Origin of the sequence: Bdellovibrio svalbardensis, from assembly GCF_029531655.1 — a bacterium.
GTDB classification, from domain to species: Bacteria; Bdellovibrionota; Bdellovibrionia; order Bdellovibrionales; family Bdellovibrionaceae; genus Bdellovibrio; species Bdellovibrio svalbardensis.
Map to the genome: position 1 here is coordinate 43,197 of NZ_JANRMI010000004.1, position 20,693 is coordinate 63,889.

Sequence of the window (20,693 nt, forward strand, 5' to 3'; positions counted from 1 at the left end):
TCTCAATGGTTTAAAAAAAAGAATCGCGACCTGGTCTTTGTCATTGCTATTGCTATTGCTACTGCTGTTTCAAGCGCCAATCTCTGACCGATTTTCCTCAGCTACTTTAATCTTGTACATTCAATTTAACCTTATTTGATACTCGGATATTGAAACAAACTCAAAATTAATTTCACTCCACCCAATCTAAGAGTGGTCATAAATTTAAAATTTCCATCAGACATCTTTAATGCAGAATGTCATTCGCCTCAGTATACACGATACTCACTTACTCTAAGACCTATTTTTATGGACTTCGCAAGGCGACTTATAAATACTAAAACCTTTGTTATTGGAATTTAGGACATTGGAATATTCCTAATTATTCTTCTTGAACAGTCTCTTAAAGGGAATGCCGTGTTTATTTGGATAACCTTGAAGTATTTTTTTGCAATTTCTAGCATCTGTTTGTTCCCAGTTCGCGCGCTTTCTTTTGCCAGAAAACGAGAAAACCCGTTGCTATACGACTTTTGTGCAGGACTGTTTTTATTCTTTTGCGCCCTCATTTTTCTTCCAAATATTGTTCTGCTTTCCCTTATGGGACCGTCTTGCATTGCTTATATATTTTTTCTAAAGAGACGCGGAGCCCTTTTACGAGAACTCAAAGTCTTTTCATCATCACTCATTTTATCTGCAATATTATTGACGATCTATTTTCTCCGAGTGGGACACTTTTACGACCTAACTGAACAACCAATGGGACTAAATCAAGATATCCCATGGCATATCGCTCTCGCGATTCCATTTAAGCTCAATGGTCCATATCAATTTAAGGATCCCCGAATTTTTGACTATTCATTTAGCTATCATTTTTTCATTCACAATCTATGGGCAAAGTTTACGTCTCTATTTAAGGACAATCTCTTCGAAAATGTACTGGGAGGAATCAGACCGGCTCTTACGATTTTAAATTCTTGGCTACTACTTGATTTTTTTACTAGAGAACTCAAATCCTTTTCTCGCGCACTTATATCGAGCTTCGGGGTTTTCTTTTGTTTTAGTTATTTCTTTCCATTCTTAACATTCAACGATCCTGTTTTAAATGTTTTCCCAATTCATCTCTTAGATCACGTCAACGGGATCGAGTTAGTAACGGGCGTCTTTCTTGCTGGCCTTATTGCAATCTACAAGATCGAAACAAGCGATGACAGAAATCTCGCCGCCTATTTTACCTATTTTATATGCGTCTGTTTATGTCTAGGAATAAAGGCTCCTTTTGCCGTCGTATTACTGGGAACTGTTTTTCTATCTTTTGTTTGGAAGATCTTTTCAAAGCAAAAAATCAATAAAATAGAACTAATAACCTGGGTGACATCTTCAATAGTCTTCGTAACAACCTATTTGATCTATTTCGCAAAAATTTCTGCATCCACAATGAGCATCGCTTTTGCTGAGGTTCTCACCCAGACTCCTCTATTTCTAAACTTTGCTACAGAATATTCTAACATTGTGAAGGCCTTGCTGGTAATTCCGTTTATTATTCTCTTCTTTGGCCCCACCTTACTTCCATTCATCTTCAATCACAGAATTTGCAAAGCAAAACCTTATAGCAACAATGCATCTGTAGAACTAGGCACACTGACTGTTATATCTGGATGCTTTATTTTTATGATTATCCATCAAAGAGGACTCTCTGAACTCTATTTTGCGTTTGGTGCAATTCTGGGATGCAACTTGTTTGCGTGGATAAATCTATTTACATACCAAAGCAGTTCTAGAATACTTCAAAAATTCTATCGACCATTCATGTTAACATTTCTAATTTTTTCTATTGTCGCAGCTTTATGGTCAAGTGCGCGTGATTTTAAAAACCGATATTCTCAACAAGACAGTTTCCAAAGTGCCTGCCGCTGGATCAAAAATAATACCCCCACAACAGCACTCATTGCGATAAATAAACAAAAATTAAACAATACAAGCCCTCGTTTTTTTTACTGTTCCCCTATAGCTGAACGGCAATTTTTTCTTGAAGGATATGATTTTTCCGACACATCCCTAAAAACCTCCTTGAAAATCGCCAATTTGAATAAAGTGAATTACGACTTTTTTTCAACAGGAAAATGGAGCTTCATAGCTTCACCCAAACCCAACTATTTGGTTTACTTCAAGGATGGCTATGGAAATCTCAGAAATATTTTAGAAAATTACGTGATTACTTTTGAGTCTCGAGATGCAATAGTACTTAAACTAAAGGTAGATCTTTAAATAATAGACCGACGATTTACTTTCACAAAAGGTGTCCATGATCAGCTCCCCCGGCCTCCGAAAGGCGTTTCCATCTCTTAATCTGCCAAAATCTATCGTAACCACTCTCAACTCTCCAATTTTAGGAATTGTTCTTTGGTTAAGTACGATCTTCATGGTTTCACAAATATTCATCTGGTCTTTATTCCTATTTATCGCTCTTAGCAGATATGTAGTTAATAAACGCACATTCGACATCCGTCAGAAATGGGGGCTCTATACACTGCTAACGATTGCACTAGCCAACCTCGGAAATCAGCTTCTAGGCGGCACGTTCATACTACAAGTATCGAAACCACCTTTCTATATTATGTATATTTTTACCTTCATTGCGGCACTTCAATTAAATAAAAATGACCTTAGATTTTTTCTTTGGCTCGTTTGTGGGGAATGCCTGCTAGCGATTGTTCAATTTCTTTTAGGAATCAATTCTTTCTTTTTTCAAGATCCAAATTTTCGATCAATGCTTTGGGAGATTAATTTGTATTCTGGACGAGTCATCGGACTCTCTGACGGTATTCCCTCTATGGGCTATAAATTGTTCGTTGGAATTATCTTAATCAGCTTTCTGAAACATAAAGAAAATAGCGCAAAGCAAAACCTTTTAGGGGCAGCATTATTGATGACGGTTCTGTTATTGAACTTCCACAGAAGTTCAATTTTGGGAACGATACTTTTTTTAATACTCTTTTCTGTTAACAATAAATCTAAAATGTGGATACGTCCAACTCTTGTGTCATTAGCAAGTTATGTCGGATTGCTCTTGCTTCGTCCGCTTATAGGCCCTTGGATTATATCTCAAATTGGGCCTCTGGGGCCAATCGAGTCAATACAACATGGCAATAACGTGCTCGTGGCTCACAGCATGTACTCAGTTGCGTACCGAGACGAAATATTCTCGAACGCTACTAATTTCATAAAAGACAACCTTCTCTTTGGAAATCATTCGGTTAAATACTCGTCTTACATTCAGTCACAGGAACTTGTTCAACATGCGCACAATTCATTCTTACAAATTTTTGCAACCAGCGGCGTGGTCATTGGCTTGATGTATTTATTCTTTATAGGAATAGGTTTCAAGCTTAAAAGATACACCCTGTTGCTTCCTTTCTTGGTGATTTCAATGACCCAATATGGAATTTTCTGGGGAATATCTTTCTTGGATATTTTCTTTTTAGCCTTTGTTTACTCTGATGTCTTAGATACCAACAGCAGCGGGCGATTTTTTAATTCCCAAGCAGGTGCTTCCGCTCAAACCCAAGAAATTTAATGTTTCTACTATCCTCGATGAACTTTTCCAAACAAAGCAAAGAGTATTCGCTAAGAGCTTTCGGATGCCCGATGACCACGAGTTTATCTAAACCTTTGCTGAAAAGACTTCTAGCCTGACCGTTAAGAAGAGCCGCTCTGAAACCATCCACAGACACAGGAGCCACACCACCAATCAAAAGCATCTTGATTTTATCAACTGCTGATGACCCAATTGCTCTGCCATCACCAAATATTTTAAACTCGGCTTTTTTCGTAAGGCGGCTGAATAAAAATCTCCAATAGAAAATAGGCGAAACCCACAACGAGGAAATCGGCATTTCAATAAAATCCCCAGATTTGTCTTCAACAATTGGATTATTTCGAAAACGCCACGTGGAGCGAAATGGAGCTCCTCTAAAATCAAAAAAATGTGTCGGTGTTTTCAGAAGGCCATCTTTGAAAACTGAGCTATCGAGTACCACTCCTGCCGCTTTCAATCCTTCCTGAATTTTATCAAAAGGCTGTAGGCACCAGCCCCCCGCACGATACGCAAAGACGGCGTTGTTAAATGGCAAAAGCACATTTCGATACTGCTGCGCGATATTGTAAATCTGTTCCTGCGAAAAGTCATGCAAGCGATAGCGCTTGCTAACATTGACCCACTTTTGACCATCGTAATAGCTATCTTCCCAATGCGGATGAATATGAAGCTGGATAGAGTGTCCGAGACAACTAAGCTGTGTGAGCTGTGCTGAAACAGCTTCGAAATCCTTCCGAAGATGGGGAAACTTGTCGATTTCATTTTTCATTTTTATTAAAAAACCAGCATCAACAAAAAACGTAAACTTAGCTCCCGTTCTCTCTCCTATCGAGATCAGCCTTTCTGTTGGCTTGATAAGACAATTTTCAACTGTCCCTGAGTCCTCACCAAAGAATAGTTCATAATCAAATGTAAAATAAACTTCATTCATTGCATTTCTCTTCTAATCTGATCAATGGGGTCCACATACTTCGTTCCTTTAAGAGCCAAAAAGACTTTAGCGCTTAAATTAAAAAGCTTGTACCGAATAGGATTGAATACATATCGAAATGCAATACCTGTTCTCATCTCCGCACCGAAACGAATTTTAAAGTTCTGAATACCCTCTTGTTTACTACCAGGAACTACTTTTACACGTGCTCCGACCAGGTCATAAACAAGAACCCCTTTATCTCTTAAAATTTTCATCGTTTCATAATGAAGAAGATTCAAACTTCCCGTATATGGCTTCGCTACACTACCACCGTACATATAGTAGGCCCTATACGAGTCGAATACGACAACCGCACAACCTTGAATTTTACCTTCAAACTCAGCAATGACAAAAAGAACATTATTTGGCAGCTCTTCTCTCAGACAAGTTAAATAACTTTGTGAGGGAAAATAGGGTAAATTCTGGCGCAGCATTGTCTCATGGATATGTTGATAAATAACCTCTGGATTTGACTCCAAACGAACCTTCACTCCATCTTTAATCGCTTTGCGAATTACATTCCGATGTTTGCCATGGCATGCTTCTAAAATCTCTTCATCAGATCTATGAATATTAACCTCAAGAGTTCCCCACGGTACAGATACGGAATCTTGAGGACCACATGTTAAAACAACATTGGATTGCGCCTTAAAAATAAAATCAGCCAGTTTCAATTTCTTAAGTTCAAGAATCGCCTCTTGCCAAAAAAAATTCAAATCAGCCCCTTCTGGACTGTGTATAACGGGTTCAAAGGTAAAAACCATTCTTTTGAAAATCAATTTCTTATCAATAAAAAATGGCACGATAAAATTCTTGGAAACAATCCACCCATAGTGCGCACTTTTACAGCGAAGATAGGCCTCGCGAGCCAAGATTGGCAATTCAACCCCCAAATTTTGCGGTTCACTTCTAAGTACTTGGATCATTTTAAACCAACCCCAGAGTCAATAAACTTCCTGACGGAAGTCATCTGTTCAGGCGACTTTAGCAAAGTCTTAAGATCCATGTCCCACCACTTACTTTTTAGCAGCTGAACAATTTCATCCTCAGCAAAACGGAACTTAATAAGTTTAGCTGGATTGCCACCTACAACTGCATAAGGAGGAACATCTTTTATAACAACACTGCTAGCTGTAACAACGGCGCCGTGCCCGATCTTTACTCCGGCTAAAACTACAGCATTGCAGGCAATGAAAACATCATTGCCAATTTCAGTATATCCTTTGTCAGCATATTCATCATAAAGGTCAGCACCTACAAAGCCTCGGGCCTTTGAGTAAAACACCGGGCTTGTCGAAACAAAAGCCAAGGGATGAGGACCCATGCCAATTTTCACGTCATGAGAAATGGAACAAAACTTACCGATGCTCTTTGTATTTGGATCTATTCTAGTATTCTCATTAATAAATGTATAATCGCCAATCATAACATTTCGATACACTTTACATCGATTTTCGATAATCACATGGCGTCCCAGCTTCACTCCGGGAAGGATAAAGTTCGTCTGTAAGATGCAAGTTGGATACTTAAATCTTTTAGTGATCGCGAAATAACAGAAATAAATTTTCTTAAGAAGAGTTTTGAACATTCTCTATATCATCCTTATTACTTCATCAATTTTTGAAATCTTAAGATACTGATCTGGGTACTCTAGACAGTACGGATTTAAAAAATTATCTTTCATAACATCTAAAATGAAGGTCTTATTTAAGAAGTGGATTGCATCAAAATGGCAAGACGAAAATATCGAAATATGCGCCAACGAGTTCTTTATTAAGAATTCTGTCCCATGCTCGCCTTGATAAATTGAAACATTACTCAAGCCAGCAATCGCCTTTGCCAAATTCGCCAGGTCCTCCGATGTTTCTCTGGGATGAGCTTTGTATATCAGCTGAATATTGCGAGCCCCTAACTCTGCATCAGACTCTTTAAAAAATTGAGAGATTTCATTGTAAAAAGCGCCTTGCCCTGTGAAAACAATAATTGATGCCTCGAGCTGACCCGCCTTTTTCTCAACCAAGTCATATTTCAGTCGCCCGGTAATCTTAATCTGGGCAGGCTGATAATAGCCTGCCCGAGCAAGCTCGTCTTTCCAAAACTCGTTATAAACAAATACCTCATCTGGTGTCGGCAATACCCCTTGAGGGAGATTGTAATTGTAGCCTGGATGACTTCTTCCCACAAAACCGTGCTGAATCTCAGTGACATGAACACCCTTTCTTTTAAGAGCACTCACCAGATCAGACTTTGTGTACGCACTGACTACATAGGCATTATTCATTCTCAGCGGAGCAAAAAATATCCGAAAAGCCCAATTCCCAGCGATAAATTTATAGTGAGCTAGATACAAAGCCTTCTTACTTAGCCTAAACTCACGGGACATGGTTTCATAAGCTGCGTCCAGCTGCTTATTCGAACTAAACCAAGCTGCTTCTGCCCAAAGTCTTCCAAGAATAACTTTAATCGGACCTACTAAAAAGTTCTCCATCACAATCTTGTGGTTTCGAAAATAAGACTTCATCTTTGTAAGGTGATCAAAATCAGCGCAATTTAACATGTAAAAAACGCTCTTTGGATCTACTTCGGAATAAGGAAAATATGAATCCAAAATTTGACCGTTATTGAAAAACAGGCCCGAGCTTGCACCTAAAAATATACTCTTTTTCTGAAACTTAAAGATCTTCAGAAAATAGTAAATACTCGAACGAAGAATTAACATTAACCCTCGCAAAGAGGCTAGTTGCCTCTTATGCGGATACTCCTCTTTTACTTCAATCATTTCAGTTTGTAAAAGAAGGTTCTTTATCGCAATCCATGAAGACGACTCCACACAGCTAAACCGTTCGATAAATCCCGCATCGGATTCCAATTTTTTTAGTCTTGCAACAATATCAGAGGCCATACTGTCTCTTCTGAAGCTTCATAGCAGTTACAGCTACAAAAATAAAATAGCAGCACCAAGTAATTGCTGTTGAATAAGCAACACCGACAGTGCCATACTTTTGAATCAAGACGTAGTTCAAAATCAAATTGAGAACAGCTCCGCCAAATGTGATCACGGCTAAAATGCGGGTCTTGTTATAAAAAAACAAATAGTTTGTGAATAAGAAATAAAGGCTTTGAAATAAAAAACCTAACAACAAATAGCCAAAGAATACCTGAGCCCTTAAATATTTTTCAGCAATTAAATATTTAAAAATCAAATCTGACAATGCAAAGACAACTCCCGCAAAAATAACAAAACCAACACCAACCGCCAACGTTAGTTCTTTTATCGTCTTCCAATCTTCTTTCTTCTTCAACAACTTGAAAAGAGTCGGCCCCCAAGCTTGATTCACAGACGTACCCAGCAAAAGCATCACGGCGCCAGCTTGATAAGCCACACTATAGAATCCAACCTCCTCAGTTCCCAAATAATGAGAAATAAAAAGCCTATCAGCCATCGCCAAAATGACGCCCCCGATAGAATGAGGAATAAGGTTCAATCCAAAATCCAAGATATTCTTAGTAAACTTCAAAGTTTTTGGCTTAGAAAAAATATCCATTTTATAAAGGACAACAAGCCCAACCACTGAGGATGCCGCAAATGCACCGTAAATGCCTGCAATTCGACCCAAATACCCTTTCCCCAGAATAACTACAAAAACATAAGACAGACCAAAATCTACAAGAGTTTGAAAGATTGAAAATATCCCGAATTTTAACGGTTTCTCTGATGCTTGATAAATGACTAGAACAATGCTGCTGATAACTCGAAGAAAGGTAAACAACGGTAAAAGTAAGACCAATGAAGAAGGAATACCGATCAGTCCCGATAAAGTATCTTTAACGACGAAAAGGACCACACAAAATAGTAAGAACGAAATCAATGTCACGAGTAAAGCATTTAAAACATAAGCTTTAAAATCTTCCCCCGACAACTTAAAATACTCGACGCTGATTGCCCCGTTTACGTTCAGCAATAGCAATGGCGACAAAAATAGAATACATGTGTCCGTCAAATTTAGGACTCCATACTCGGCTGGCAAAATATAGCGAGTCAGTATCGGTAGCATAATAAATGGCACCAAAGATTTCAGCCCATTTACAAAACCATAAATAAAAACATTTCCAGCAATCTTTCGAATCATTCGGTACGGCTCTTAGAAATCAGAACCTCTGCCAGAGCAAAGTCTGTAAGTGTGTCAATGTCTACCGACTTCTCCGAACTCATTACAAACGCAAAAATATTCTCTTTCAAAAACAAAGTCTTCTCAGAGGTAAATCTTTTCATATCGCAAATATAGATAGCTCCATTTATGCGATAATAAGTTGGCAAGTCCTGACTTCGTACTCCCTGCACTTCACTTCTAAGGAAATTCCCTAAACTGAGATCTTCCGGTAAAATATTGGACCAAAGCGGCGAATGTTCCATAGGGCAAACCGAAATAACCGCATCCGCTTTTTTCTGGCTCAATAATTCTATGGCAGAATCAATATCCTCGGCTGTTCGCAAGGGCGAAGTAGGCTGCAGTAAAATCACGTAGTCAAAGATCTTTCCTTGTTCATTGCGATAAAAATCAAGAGCATGTTGAATCACATCAGAGCTTGAAGCCGTATCACTACTCAACTCAACCGGCCGTACAAATGGAACTGAAACTCCGACGGCTCGGGCAGCCTCAACCACCTCAGTGCTGTCGGTCGAAACTAACACCTCATCGACATACTTGGAACTTAAAGCCGCCTCTACGGACCAGTTCACTAGGGGCTTTCCAGCAAGCAAGCGCACGTTTTTACCAGGAAGTCTTTTACTTCCTCCGCGCGCGGGAATAATAGCTAGAAAACTCTTTCCCTTGAACATTCTCATTTACCTTTATTCGAATTTCTTGATGTTACGTCATCAACATATTCAGCTTGAGCGCGCTCATAATCGCTCATTCTACCGATATCAAGCCAGTACTCTTTAATAATATACGAACCTGTCTTAGCGTTACTATTGGAAAGGGCGTTAAACAATGACGGCATGTCATAATATTCATCTTTCGGGATATGTTGCAAAACCTTAGGAGACAACACATACATTCCCGCGCTAACAAAAAACCGATGTACTGGCTTCTCTTCAATAGAAGTAATTTGTCCATCGCGAAGATTCACCACACCATATGGAACTTGAAAGTCGTATTCACGCACTCCCATCGTTCCAACAACATTGGAAGAAAGATGTGTTTGAAAAAAAGCATCGAAGTCGACATTAGTTAAAAGATCTCCATTCATTACAATGAATGGTTCAGTTAATTTTTCAGTTAAAAGACTCAAGGGGCCTGCCGTACCCATCTTTTTTTTCTCATGAAGGTATTCGATGTGTGCGCCAAACCTACTGCCATCACCAAAATGCTCTTCGATAATATGAGACTTGTAACTTACGCAAAAAATGAAGTCATTAAAGCCATAGCGCTGAAAACCTTCAACAATAGTTTCAAGAATGGGCTTGTTGCCAACTTTTAACATCGGCTTTGGAACCGTTTCTGTCAAAGGACGAAGCCTTGTACCTAAACCTCCAGCCATCAGAACAACTTTATTAGGTTTTAACTTTGGCTTTAGCAAATCCTCAATCACATCAAGACGAACAATACGCCCACCTTCATCAAGAATAGGAATTTGCTGAACCCTTTTCTTCATACCAATATCGATAATCTTATCTTTGCTATCAGACCAAAGGCATGAAATCGGAGACTTATTAACGACAACCCAAACCGGTGAATCAATTTGCAAACCAGCTAACAAACCTCTTCGAATATCACCATCACTGACAACTCCCAAAAGGACACGCTGGTCATCAACAACCAATGCAATTTTCTGCCCCCCCTCATCAATAACCTGAAGAGCTTCGCGAATCGTTGAAGTCATTTTCAAAAAAAGTTTTTCAAATTTTATCATTTAAAAATTCCTGAATCAGCTTTCCAACAAGTTCCATATCCTGCACAGAATAATAAGAAAAAAGTGGTACTGAAATAATTTCATTATAGAGAATATTATCGACACCAAAATGTGGCCAATGAATCGGTAAAAAAATATTCTTTTTTCTCAAATAACTTCTCAACTCATCTCGATTCTTGGTCTTAATAACGAAAAAACTCGGGTCTTGGACGTTGTTAATCAAAGACCACTCACCAAGAAATGATTGAAGTGCATCGCGATTGCGCAATCGAGCAACAAGATCATTGTTAAGATGCGCCATCTTATCAATCAAAATTGACCGGCTTCTTTGAGACATGTCATAGATCTGCGTTTGTCGGTCTAAAGCTTCCTCTGTTTTCCTAAAAAGCTCCAGATAAGCAGCCTCGCTGCCTTCGCCATTCTTTACAAAAAAACTCTTCAGCTCTTTTGCATGGTAGCGCTCTTTAACAAAGGGAGCTTCCCCCGCATGCCAGTCTTTTGAAATTTCTAGATTGGTCTTTACCAAGCTACCATCAGCCATCTCAGTAATCTTGCGATAGCTGTTAAATCCGTACCACTGCTTAGCATCCAACCTGTTTTCGAAGTTCAGTTGAAAGACACAGTCTTCTAGAAGAATTTTGCCATCCAAAAATTGGCTTTTCTTAATGGGAGTTTGATCAAAGTAGTTAATCAGATAAAAGATATCAAACTTTTGCCTGTCAATATCACCTACCTTGAAGGAAAGATTTTGATCAATGTGGTAAAACTCGAAGTCTACCTTTTCATCTTTCAAAATATCCAAGATCACCTTACAAAGAAAGTCCGGAATCAAAAACTTTTTATCGCGAAAATTTCTGACAAATAGACGCAACGAAGACCGACCCGAGTCCGTGAAAAAGACATCTAGCGATGGCTCAACTGGAAGATCTCCTCCAAAAACTTTCTGCACCTGGATTTTCCTCAATCTTCAATGAAAATGGACAAATATCTGAGACAGTTTATCGGCACTGGGACCTTTTTTCCATCAAAGAGACACGATTTGACGCGTCACTATAAAGCTCATGATGACCACGAGAGAAGAGCCCGTTATTTTAGAAACTCAAACAACATTGAGGTCCCGATGTCACACAAAAAAAGAATCTTAGCCATGACTGCAACTCGCTCGGACTATGATCTCCTGAGCTATCTCTATAAGCTCCTAGCCGCAGACCCTGACATTGACTTTCGCTTGCTTGTTTCCGGAACTCACCTCTCCAAAACTTATGGCTATTCAGTTAAAGAAATTGAACACGATATGATCCCTATTTTAACGAAAATAGAAACTTTGTTTGATAGCGATAGCAAGGCTGCCCGCCTAAAATCAGCTGCCCTACTTATGGAAAACTCCCTGCACTCTATCAATGATTTTTCTCCTGAAGTCGTTATCTTTTGCGCCGATCGAGAAGACGCTATTGCAGGAGCGCTCATTGCAACATATCTGCAAATTCCTGGAGTTCATTTTTTTGGCGGAGACCATGCCTCTGATGGCCACATTGATCACTCTGTTCGCCATGCGACGTCAAAGCTGTCGACCGCTCACTTTGTTTCTACACTTGAGCATAAAGAGCGCCTCCTAAAGATGGGCGAACCCCCGTCACGAATTTTCCAAATCGGCAGCCCAGCCATTGATAAGCTGATTGCTGAAAAACACATGAGTAAAGACGACCTAAAAATCGCGCTGGGATTGAAAGGATCATGGCCTCAAAAATATGCTCTCTTAACCTATCATCCAATGTCCAACGAAGAAGCCCAAAGTGGGCAACACATGGAAGACATCATCACATCCTTGAAGACAGAAGGATACGCGATCTTCTGCAATTCTCCGAATGTTGACTCTGGAAGCAAAGAGATTCTGTCCATCATCAACAAATATCAACACACAGAGAATTTCTATAAATTCCAAAACTTGCCTCGTGAGACTTTTGTTAATCTTATGAGAAATGCCGACCTTATGATTGGAAACTCAAGTGCTGGAGTTGTCGAAGCAGCTTCTTGCAAAATTAAGGTTATCAATGTGGGACAACGCCAACGAGGACGTTACAGTGCGGGCAATGTCATTTTCTGCGATAATAACAAAACAAGTATCTTACAAGCTTTTGAGCAAATAAAATCTCCTGCTTATTTACAGCTGATTCAGTCCCTCGAAAATCCCTACGGTGATGGTCAGTCCTCGCAACGTGCCTATGAAATAATCAAAACGCACAATTTTAAGGACATTCTCGCAAAAAAAGAGGACCCACTATCCTTTAGTGTTCAAAAATAGATTCATCTTCTTCATAGTTTTTTGAAGCTTTCTTTCCAATAACTAGATCCCACTGATTGGCAGAAATGCCAGTCGGTGCTCTTTTTGTTGTTAGATTCTCGTCGGAAAGGATTTCTCCTTTTTGAATCGGCCTGCTTGCAACAATCAACCTGCGAGTGATCGCTTTATTTTTTTCCTCCGAAGGACTGGCTTTCTTTACATCCGATCCAAGGCAAATTTCAACATCACGAACAGCTTGAACTAAGTCTTTCAATTGTTGAGGTGTCAATGACGCCTGATGATCAGGACCTTCCATAGATGTATCGATAGTGAAATGCTTCTCAAGAACGGTCGCTCCAAGAGCCGCTGCCGCCGTGCAAACGGTTAATCCTAAAGTGTGATCAGAATAGCCAATTTCTGTTTTGAGATGTTCTTTCATCGTCAACATCGCTCGCAAATTCACGTCTCTCATTGGAGTTGGGTATTCGGTATTACAATGAAGGAAAGTTAGTTGTTCCGCCTTTGCTCCCGCCTTAACCAAAGTCTCTTTGGCAGCCAGAACTTCAATCAAATCCGCCATTCCGGAAGAAACAATGAGAGGCAAGCCTGTCTTAGCAAACTTACGCAAGAACGGCACATTAGTAATCTCGGCCGACCCAATTTTCAGACGGCGAATTCCTAAATTCACCAAAAATTCGAGACTATCATCATCATCAGGAGTAGACATAAACTCTATGCCGATTTTTTCACAATGCTCTTTAATCGCACCGAACTGGTCATAGCTGAGCTCCAGCTTCTTGATCATATCAAACTGTCCATCGGAAGTTTCTCCAAGTGCGTTTTTTTGATACTCAGCCAATTTAGCTTTTTTTGTAAGAAGCTTTTCAGTTTTAAAAGTTTGAAACTTCACCGCGTCTGCCCCAGCTTCTTTAGCAATATCACAAAGCCTAATCGCTAAATCAAAACTTCCATTATGATTTACGCCCGCCTCTGCAATAATAAACACTTTATTTTTCATCAAACCGCTCCGCGATATTTTAAGAACATTTTAAGATTAACTTTTTCTGGAAACTGCTCATTGAAAACCTGCATATATTCTGCAAAGACTTCATGATTATAAATCTTCCCACCAATCCAAAATGGTTGCAGGCAGTCAGAAAACTTGGACTTAAATTTAAATAGACTATCATTAACTTCCGGAGTTCTACCACCGCCTAGAAAAAAAACTTTCTTCCCCTCCTTGCGCACAATCTCCGAAACTTCATCCAGCATATAGTAATTGGCGTTTAAAGAGTAAAACTCTTCGTGATTTGCCGAAAGATGATAGTAAGCAATTTCTTCGCCAAAAATAATGAAAGCCATAGAAACTATGGCACCCTCATGTTTAATAGCGAAAAGTTTAACCTCATCTAGAGCAAGCAAACTCTCAAAATAACTTCTCCCAAAATAATAGAAGCCTGCTGCCGCATTCTTATCCATCGTTCGATAGTACAGTTCAATAAACCTCTCAATATCATTGGACTCTTGCACCTCTAAGGATCCAGCACACTTTCGTAAAATATTTCTAGTCGTTTGCCCGTAGCGAGTCCAACGATCTTCTTTACTATTTTGCAAATCAATAAAAACAGTCGAGCGGTCAAACCTGGCAAAATCCAAATTATCTGCAAAATTCTGCGGGAATTCATTGAAGGGATGAAAGCGTAGAAATTCTGCGATAATATTCTCGCTCTTGCACCTTGCTTGATATGCCTGCATCGCACGACCTAAAAAATCACGGTCTGAATTATTTGTGCAAAAACCACCGAAACCGTAAGCAGTTTCAAGATCAAAGTAAAGCTCTGCCAGTTTCCTGGTTCCAATAGAGTAAATGGGTCGCTTTATAGAGATATTCTTAAAAACAAAGCTAGCTTCTTGATACTTGAACTCGAATACACTCTCCCCCTTGTTCAAATAGAGTTCGGAGTATTTCTTTTGAAAATAGAGATCAGCAAAGAAATTCATCACTAAGAACTCTGAAAAAAACAACTAGAAGGAATGTTCACGAGACGCTCTTCAATCCATTCAGAATTCACCAGAGGCATGCAGAAGCAGTCTTTATACATTTCGAGTCTATTCATCAACTTCCAAACTGGACGTGTCATAACCTTGTGAGAATTCGTTTCCTCTAAAAATGAATTTCTCTGCGTTTCGTCAGCTAGCAAAATAGCATTCAACCAGAAATTAGATTGTGCATTTGATGGTTCACTCACAAATTTAATCTCATGTTTTAAGAAAAACACTTGATACTTTTTAGCTAACTCACGTTTATTCTGCAAAATTAACGGCAAAGACTCTAACTGAGCACATCCTAAGGCCGCATTGATGTTGGGAAGGCGATAGTTATAGCCAACCTCATCATGAACATACTCGTAGGGATGAGGGCGCTTCGAAGTTGTCGTCATGTGCTTTGCCCGCTTCGCCAGAACCGGATCATCGGTAATAACAATACCGCCTCCACCAGTTGTGATGGTCTTATTACCATTAAAGCTCATCACACCTACCTTTCCGAAACGTCCCGTGTGTACTCCCTTATAGTAGCTGCCCAGGCTTTCGGCAGAATCCTCTACCAACGGAATTTTATATTCTTCACAGAGCGCCGCGATTTCATCAATACGACAAGGGTGACCAAAAGTATGCATCGGCAAAACAGCAGAGATCTTTTTACCACTAATTCTATTCCAACATGCTCCATCCCTCAAAACTGCATGCTGATGCAAAAAATCCTTTAAACTTTGTGCACTCATCCCTAAAGTATCGCGATCAACGTCGACAAAAACAGGCTTCGCCCCCACATAGGCAATCGCATTACAAGTTGCAACGAAGGTTAACGGCTGAGTAATAACCTCATCTTCGCGACCAACACCAACAAGCATCAGCGCAACATGTAAAGCAGCCGTACCGTTCATAGTCGCGATGGCATATTTTGCTCCCGTAAAATCCGCCATCATCTGCTCGAAGCGATCTACATATTTACCAACACTGGAAACATAGGTCGAATCGATACAATCTAAGACATATTTTTTTTCATTACCGGCGAAGTACGGCTCATGAAGAGCGATGAAGTCTTTTTCAGGATAAAGATTGCGAATGAATGCTCGTACATCATCAAACATTATAGATATCTACTTTATATTTAGAGAGATTGCGCGGATCTTTGAACCACTCGATTGTTCTTTCCAAACCTGACTTTATTGTGTATTTCGGTTTGAAGCCCGTTAAGGCTTCGATCTTGCTGTTGTCGCACCAAAGTCGAAACACTTCAGATTTTTCCGGTCGGAATCTACTTTCATCGACCAACAACTCAACGTCACTTTTCATAATCTCTTTGATCATTTTGATCGTATCGAAAACGCTGATTTCAAAGTTCGATCCGATATTAATAGTCTTTCCTGCCGCCTCATCACTCTCTGCGAGTGCAATGAAGCCACTGCACGTGTCTTCAACATAGTTAAAGTCCCTAGTTGGAGCCACATCCCCTAATTTAATTTGTTTTTTTCCTGCGGCGATCTGAGTAATAATTGTCGGAATTACCGCACGTGCAGACTGACGTGGTCCATAGGTATTAAAAGGACGAGCAATCACTAATGGCAAATTGAACGAGTTATAAAAGCTCATTGCCATCGCATCCGCACCAATTTTAGAAGCACTATAAGGACTTTGTGGACTGAGCGGATGTTCCTCGTTGATCGGAACATACTGAGCTGTCCCATAGACTTCACTGGTCGATGTATGAATAACCTTCGAACACCCATTATCAAGAGCCGCTTGGCAAATGTTCAAAGTTCCTTTGATATTCGTATCAACATAGCTATCAGGAGCCAGGTAAGAATATGGAATAGCAATCAATGCAGCCAAGTGGAAAACAACATCGATATCTTTAGTCACTTTTTTGCAAAAATGTGGATCACGAACATCACCAGAAATAACTTCGATATCTTTAAGACAGCCGATATCTTCAAGCCATCCCCAATAGTTAAATGAGTTGTAGAGGCTTAGCGCCCTGACCTTTGCACCTGCAGCAACTAACATTTCAGTCAGGTGCGACCCAATAAAGCCATCCGCCCCTGTCACTAGAACTCTTTTACCTTTAAGATTCATTACTTCAATCCCTCACGAAAAATACCGCAGAAATCCAGAACTTGAGAACGCTGAACTTCCAGCGTCTTAAATTCTTTATGCCCAACCAAGAATACCAAAAGATCGCAACTGTTTGCAGCCGTTTGATAGTCCATCAATTCAATTCTAATATGTTTTCCGATATTTGGTTCAACTCCAAACACTTGCAAGCCTTCTCTAAGCAGAGTCGTGGTAATATACAGGGCCGGAGACTCGCGAAGATCATCAATATCTGGTTTGAATGCTAGCCCCATGCACGCAATTTTCGGCTTGCGTCCATTTTTCATCTCAAAACTCATCGCCGCATTTTTTACCTTTTCAATAACCCATTCACTTTTGAAATCGTTCTGACGACGCGCGGTCTCGATCAACTTCGCTGCACCAGCCCCTGCATCAACAATGAACCAAGGGTCGACTGCGATACAATGCCCGCCCACCCCGCAACCTGGATTCAGAATATTTACGCGAGGATGACGATTCGCTAAGCCAATCAACTCCCACACATTGATTTCAAACTTATCGCAAAGAACAGAAAGCTCATTGGCAAATGCAATGTTAACATCGCGGTAGCTATTTTCAGTTAATTTGGCCATCTCTGCAGTGCGAGCGTTGGTCTCTAAGACCTCGCCCGTAACAAAAGTACGGTAGAACTCTGCCACGAGATGAGTAGATTCAGGACGGACCCCACCAACGATGCGATCATTCTCGACGAGCTCTTTCATGATATGCCCGGGCAAAACACGCTCCGGGCAATGCGCTAAATGAATTTGCGATATATCAACGCCCATTTCAGCATACATTTTAGAAATCATATCAGTTGTGCCTACTGGAGACGTTGACTCAAGAACAACCAGGCATCCTGGCTTCAAATAAGGAACAATTGATCTAGCCGACGCAAAGACATAGTCTAAATTTGGCTTAGGCGCCTCGTTCTCTGCTAACGAAGGATGAAAGGGTGTCGGAACCGCTAAAATAAAGATATCTGCCTCTGTTGGCAGTGTGGCGGCTTTAAGATTTCCACTATTAACTGCCGCGCGCACAAACGTGTCCAATTCGGGCTCAACGATATGAATACGCCCTTGATTAATTATATCGACAACCTCTTGAACTATATCAACCCCAAAAACATTATAGCCACGGTTCGCAAGTAACGCAGCAGTGGGCAATCCGATATACCCCAAGCCAACAATACAAATCTTCTTTTTCACTGGGACCCTTCATAAGAATATTCTGTTTTTAAGAAACAGACGATAACGCCAAAATTTGCATTTAGCCAAGTGAAGAATATCTGCAAGGCTTTGTTTTGACAGCACTTTGATGCAACGTAACCAGATCGAAACCTTGCCTTGAGCGATTGACTTCGCTTTAATATTATTTTGAAAATTTTAGCGCAAGGACTACCGTATTAAGCTGCTCTTTCTGACCGACAATTTCCCGCCAGAGGTAAACGCACCTGCCACTAGAACATTTGAACACTGTCGTTTTTGGGCTAAAAATGGGATTGAAGTCACTGTTATCACCTGCTTCCCCAATTTCCCCTCAGGAAAAGTATTCCCAGGATATACAAATAGATTATATCAATCCGAGTACATTGATGGGGTTCGCGTTGTCCGCGTCTGGTCTTATATGACCGCCAACGAGGGGTTCCTCAAGCGGGTTTTAGACTACCTCAGCTTTGCTTTGTTATCATTTATTGCGGGCCTTTTCATAAAAACAGACCTTATTGTTGCTACATCTCCACAATTTTTCACAACATGGAGCGGCTATCTACTCTCTAAGTTAAAAAGAAAACCTTGGATTTTTGAACTCCGTGATATTTGGCCCGAGTCGATCAAAAGCGTAGGCGCCGTCGGTTCTGATAGAATCATCGGTCTCTTAGAAAAAATAGAACTCTTTTTATACCGTGATGCCGATAAAATCGTTGCGGTAACTGATTCCTTCAAAGAAAATCTCACTCGCAGAGGAATTACCTCTCAAAAGATCGAAATCATAACCAATGGCGTCGATTTAAGTCATTTTCAACCTCAACCCAAACCCCAGAATCTTCTGAACAGCCTCGAACTTAACGGTAAATGGATTGTCGGATATATCGGTACTCACGGAATGGCTCATAATTTAGATTTTATTCTGAATTCCATATCAGAGCTCAAAGATTCCAGTATTCACTTTCTCTTTATCGGCGACGGAGCAATGAAAGCTTCCCTGAAACAACAAGCACAGGATTTAAAGCTTAAAAATGTTACATTTTTGGATGCCGTCCCAAAAGATCAGATCCCGCACTATATCTCTTTGATTGATGTCGCCCTCGTTTCTCTGCGAAAATCAGAAACATTCAAAGGAGTTTTGCCATCTAAGATCTTTGAAAATGCCGCGATGAGAAAACCTATTCTCCTAGGTGTTGATGGAGAAGCTCGAAATCTCATAGAAAAATATCAAAGTGGTTTGTTTTATGAGCCAGAAAACAGGCAACAATTTATTTCAACACTGGCCCAGATCAAGCAGCCAGAAATTTACGAACAACTTGCAAATGGGGCTAGCAAATTGGCTCAGAATTACGATCGAAATCAACTCGCCCTGAGAATGATGAATATATTTAAAGAACTGAGTTAAAACCTCCTGATGCCCAACGTCAGAACAAACTGAAGAACCCGAAATAAATTGCTAGCTGATGTTAACAAACTTATAAATTATTATGATTTTCTATACAGTCTTACCATTTTTAACCTCGCTTGCTATCGCGGTATTTTCAATTCCAATTATCATCCGCGTTGCTGATCTCAAGCATCTTATGGATGAGCCAGATTCCGAGAGAAAAATTCATAGCAAAAAAACACCAACACTTGGTGGAATTGCTATTTTTGCAGGAACCACTTTTGCTTTCTCGTCTTTCTCAGATTTCTTAAGAACTGATGAAATTCACTTCATGATTCCGGCCTTGGTTTTGCTGTTTTTTGCTGGCGTTAAAGATGATATCCTTCTTTTAGCCCCTTGGAAGAAGCTCTCCGTACAAATTGGATGTGCGGCTTTATTAACAGTTTTGGGAAATCTGCGCCTAACAAACCTTTGGGGAATGTTTGAAATTGGGGCGATCTCAGAGCCAACTGGAATTGTTCTAACCATTATTATCATCGTTTCGCTTATAAATGCATTTAACCTCATTGATGGCGCCAATGGGCTTGCCGGCGGTCTCGGCCTGATATCAAGTATCTTTTTTGGAGTTTGGTTCGCGCTTACAAATTCATTTTCGCTTTCAACCCTGGCTTTCTCATTAGCTGGCGCACTACTTGGCTTCCTTTTCTTTAACTTCAATCACGCGAAGATCTTCATGGGCGATACCGGCTCCATGATCATTGGGTTTATCATATCTATCCTGGCAATTAAATTTATTGAGGGAAATCGCATGCCCGGAGTTGAAAACTCAGCACTTTATATCAAGGCAGCGCCTGGAGTTGCCATCGCGGCTGTTTTGATTCCACTGCTTGATATGACGCGTGTTTTCATTTATCGCCTATTTAAGAAGCGCAATCCTTTCTCTGCCGATAGAAACCACATTCATCATTTACTTATTGACATGGGACTCTCTCATGTCAAAGTCTCAGTGACTCTCTACGCAGCATCTCTTTTTTTCTTGGGCGTCGCCCTCTATTTAAGAAATTTGCGCTCTATGGACTTAGTCATTATCCTCGTGCTCCTTTCATCTTTTTTAAAACTCTCTGTCATTGCATCCAGAAGATACTGCTGCTCTTCTCATAAGAACCAGCTTGTTCGATAAAATCAAGCTGCTGCAGCGAAAG

The 20,693-nt window shown here is 40.1% G+C and carries 18 protein-coding genes; 5 read left to right on the forward strand and 13 right to left on the reverse strand.

Annotated elements, in window-relative coordinates:
- Positions 1-396 precede the first annotated feature (396 nt).
- On the forward strand, positions 397-2,244 hold the full coding sequence (locus tag NWE73_RS13250; protein ID WP_277578820.1) for a hypothetical protein: 1,848 nt from the start codon (positions 397-399) through the stop codon (positions 2,242-2,244).
- Positions 2,245-2,281: 37 nt separating this feature from the next.
- Positions 2,282-3,553, forward strand: coding sequence for an O-antigen ligase family protein (locus NWE73_RS13255; RefSeq protein WP_277578821.1), 1,272 nt, complete (start codon positions 2,282-2,284; stop codon positions 3,551-3,553).
- Here NWE73_RS13255 and NWE73_RS13260 read toward each other — a convergent pair.
- From NWE73_RS13260 to NWE73_RS13295, 8 genes are read right to left on the reverse strand one after another with little or no spacing between them, the layout of a single operon-like run.
- Positions 3,510-4,505: a polysaccharide deacetylase family protein gene (locus tag NWE73_RS13260; RefSeq protein ID WP_277578822.1), complete on the reverse strand. Its 996-nt coding sequence runs from the start codon at positions 4,503-4,505 to the stop codon at positions 3,510-3,512. The genes NWE73_RS13255 and NWE73_RS13260 overlap by 44 nt on opposite strands.
- Entirely contained in the window at positions 4,502-5,473 is a 972-nt protein-coding gene (locus NWE73_RS13265; RefSeq protein ID WP_277578823.1) for a lipid II:glycine glycyltransferase FemX, read from the reverse strand. Before NWE73_RS13265 ends, NWE73_RS13260 begins: the two co-directional genes overlap by 4 nt.
- Positions 5,470-6,135, reverse strand: coding sequence for a CatB-related O-acetyltransferase (locus NWE73_RS13270; RefSeq protein ID WP_277578824.1), 666 nt, complete (start codon positions 6,133-6,135; stop codon positions 5,470-5,472). The genes NWE73_RS13265 and NWE73_RS13270 overlap by 4 nt, the downstream gene beginning before the upstream one ends.
- 3 nt (positions 6,136-6,138) lie before the next feature.
- Positions 6,139-7,449 (reverse strand): hypothetical protein, encoded by a 1,311-nt coding sequence (locus tag NWE73_RS13275; RefSeq protein WP_277578825.1) that lies wholly within the window; start codon positions 7,447-7,449, stop codon positions 6,139-6,141.
- The gene (locus NWE73_RS13280; RefSeq protein ID WP_277578826.1) at positions 7,439-8,677 is read right to left on the reverse strand and encodes a lipopolysaccharide biosynthesis protein; all 1,239 of its coding nucleotides are present in this window, start codon (positions 8,675-8,677) and stop codon (positions 7,439-7,441) included. Before NWE73_RS13280 ends, NWE73_RS13275 begins: the two co-directional genes overlap by 11 nt.
- Entirely contained in the window at positions 8,674-9,393 is a 720-nt protein-coding gene (locus tag NWE73_RS13285) for an acylneuraminate cytidylyltransferase family protein (RefSeq protein ID WP_277578827.1), read from the reverse strand. The genes NWE73_RS13280 and NWE73_RS13285 overlap by 4 nt, the downstream gene beginning before the upstream one ends.
- Positions 9,390-10,463 carry a nucleotidyltransferase family protein gene (locus NWE73_RS13290; protein WP_277578828.1) on the reverse strand — a complete coding sequence of 358 codons (1,074 nt, stop codon included), beginning with the start codon at positions 10,461-10,463 and terminating at the stop codon, positions 9,390-9,392. Before NWE73_RS13290 ends, NWE73_RS13285 begins: the two co-directional genes overlap by 4 nt.
- A complete protein-coding gene (locus NWE73_RS13295) occupies positions 10,450-11,265 on the reverse strand; it encodes an aspartate aminotransferase family protein (RefSeq protein ID WP_277578829.1) in 816 nt (271 codons plus the stop codon). The genes NWE73_RS13290 and NWE73_RS13295 overlap by 14 nt, the downstream gene beginning before the upstream one ends.
- Positions 11,266-11,583: 318 nt before the next feature.
- Between NWE73_RS13295 and neuC the strand changes: the two genes are divergently transcribed.
- Positions 11,584-12,765, forward strand: coding sequence for a UDP-N-acetylglucosamine 2-epimerase (gene neuC, locus NWE73_RS13300; protein WP_277578830.1), 1,182 nt, complete (start codon positions 11,584-11,586; stop codon positions 12,763-12,765).
- Here the strand turns inward: neuC and neuB are convergent.
- Genes neuB through wecC form a run of 5 tightly spaced genes read right to left on the reverse strand, consistent with a single transcriptional unit; the run spans position 12,749 to position 18,107 of the window.
- The gene (neuB, locus tag NWE73_RS13305) at positions 12,749-13,762 is read right to left on the reverse strand and encodes an N-acetylneuraminate synthase (protein ID WP_277579299.1); all 1,014 of its coding nucleotides are present in this window, start codon (positions 13,760-13,762) and stop codon (positions 12,749-12,751) included. The two genes, neuC and neuB, sit on opposite strands and share 17 nt — an antisense overlap.
- Entirely contained in the window at positions 13,762-14,745 is a 984-nt protein-coding gene (locus tag NWE73_RS13310; RefSeq protein WP_277579300.1) for a GNAT family N-acetyltransferase, read from the reverse strand. The genes neuB and NWE73_RS13310 overlap by 1 nt, the downstream gene beginning before the upstream one ends.
- 2 nt (positions 14,746-14,747) lie before the next feature.
- Entirely contained in the window at positions 14,748-15,896 is a 1,149-nt protein-coding gene (locus tag NWE73_RS13315; protein ID WP_277578831.1) for a LegC family aminotransferase, read from the reverse strand.
- Positions 15,889-16,881 (reverse strand): NAD-dependent 4,6-dehydratase LegB, encoded by a 993-nt coding sequence (locus tag NWE73_RS13320; RefSeq protein WP_277578832.1) that lies wholly within the window; start codon positions 16,879-16,881, stop codon positions 15,889-15,891. The genes NWE73_RS13315 and NWE73_RS13320 overlap by 8 nt, the downstream gene beginning before the upstream one ends.
- Positions 16,881-18,107, reverse strand: a complete 1,227-nt coding sequence (gene wecC / locus NWE73_RS13325) for a UDP-N-acetyl-D-mannosamine dehydrogenase (protein ID WP_277578833.1) — start codon at positions 18,105-18,107, stop codon at positions 16,881-16,883. Before wecC ends, NWE73_RS13320 begins: the two co-directional genes overlap by 1 nt.
- A 211-nt stretch (positions 18,108-18,318) precedes the next feature.
- On the opposite strand from wecC, the gene NWE73_RS13330 reads away from it, so the two are divergent.
- A complete protein-coding gene (locus NWE73_RS13330; RefSeq protein WP_277579301.1) occupies positions 18,319-19,509 on the forward strand; it encodes a glycosyltransferase family 4 protein in 1,191 nt (396 codons plus the stop codon).
- 82 nt (positions 19,510-19,591) lie between these two features.
- Entirely contained in the window at positions 19,592-20,671 is a 1,080-nt protein-coding gene (locus tag NWE73_RS13335; RefSeq protein ID WP_277578834.1) for an MraY family glycosyltransferase, read from the forward strand.
- Positions 20,672-20,693 lie beyond the last annotated feature (22 nt).

Excerpts from the sequence above, each read along its gene's own strand:
- NWE73_RS13255 (WP_277578821.1), top strand. The coding sequence starts at position 2,282 with ATGATCAGCTCCCCCGGCCTCCGAAAGGCGTTTCCATCTCTTAATCTG.
- NWE73_RS13260 (WP_277578822.1), bottom strand. The coding sequence starts at position 4,505 with ATGAATGAAGTTTATTTTACATTTGATTATGAACTATTCTTTGGTGAG.
- NWE73_RS13265 (WP_277578823.1), bottom strand. The coding sequence starts at position 5,473 with ATGATCCAAGTACTTAGAAGTGAACCGCAAAATTTGGGGGTTGAATTG.
- NWE73_RS13270 (WP_277578824.1), bottom strand. The coding sequence starts at position 6,135 with ATGTTCAAAACTCTTCTTAAGAAAATTTATTTCTGTTATTTCGCGATC.
- NWE73_RS13275 (WP_277578825.1), bottom strand. The coding sequence starts at position 7,449 with ATGGCCTCTGATATTGTTGCAAGACTAAAAAAATTGGAATCCGATGCG.
- NWE73_RS13280 (WP_277578826.1), bottom strand. The coding sequence starts at position 8,677 with ATGATTCGAAAGATTGCTGGAAATGTTTTTATTTATGGTTTTGTAAAT.
- NWE73_RS13285 (WP_277578827.1), bottom strand. The coding sequence starts at position 9,393 with ATGAGAATGTTCAAGGGAAAGAGTTTTCTAGCTATTATTCCCGCGCGC.
- NWE73_RS13290 (WP_277578828.1), bottom strand. The coding sequence starts at position 10,463 with ATGATAAAATTTGAAAAACTTTTTTTGAAAATGACTTCAACGATTCGC.
- neuC (WP_277578830.1), top strand. The coding sequence starts at position 11,584 with ATGTCACACAAAAAAAGAATCTTAGCCATGACTGCAACTCGCTCGGAC.
- neuB (WP_277579299.1), bottom strand. The coding sequence starts at position 13,762 with ATGAAAAATAAAGTGTTTATTATTGCAGAGGCGGGCGTAAATCATAAT.
- NWE73_RS13310 (WP_277579300.1), bottom strand. The coding sequence starts at position 14,745 with ATGAATTTCTTTGCTGATCTCTATTTTCAAAAGAAATACTCCGAACTC.
- NWE73_RS13315 (WP_277578831.1), bottom strand. The coding sequence starts at position 15,896 with ATGTTTGATGATGTACGAGCATTCATTCGCAATCTTTATCCTGAAAAA.
- NWE73_RS13320 (WP_277578832.1), bottom strand. The coding sequence starts at position 16,881 with ATGAATCTTAAAGGTAAAAGAGTTCTAGTGACAGGGGCGGATGGCTTT.
- NWE73_RS13335 (WP_277578834.1), top strand. The coding sequence starts at position 19,592 with ATGATTTTCTATACAGTCTTACCATTTTTAACCTCGCTTGCTATCGCG.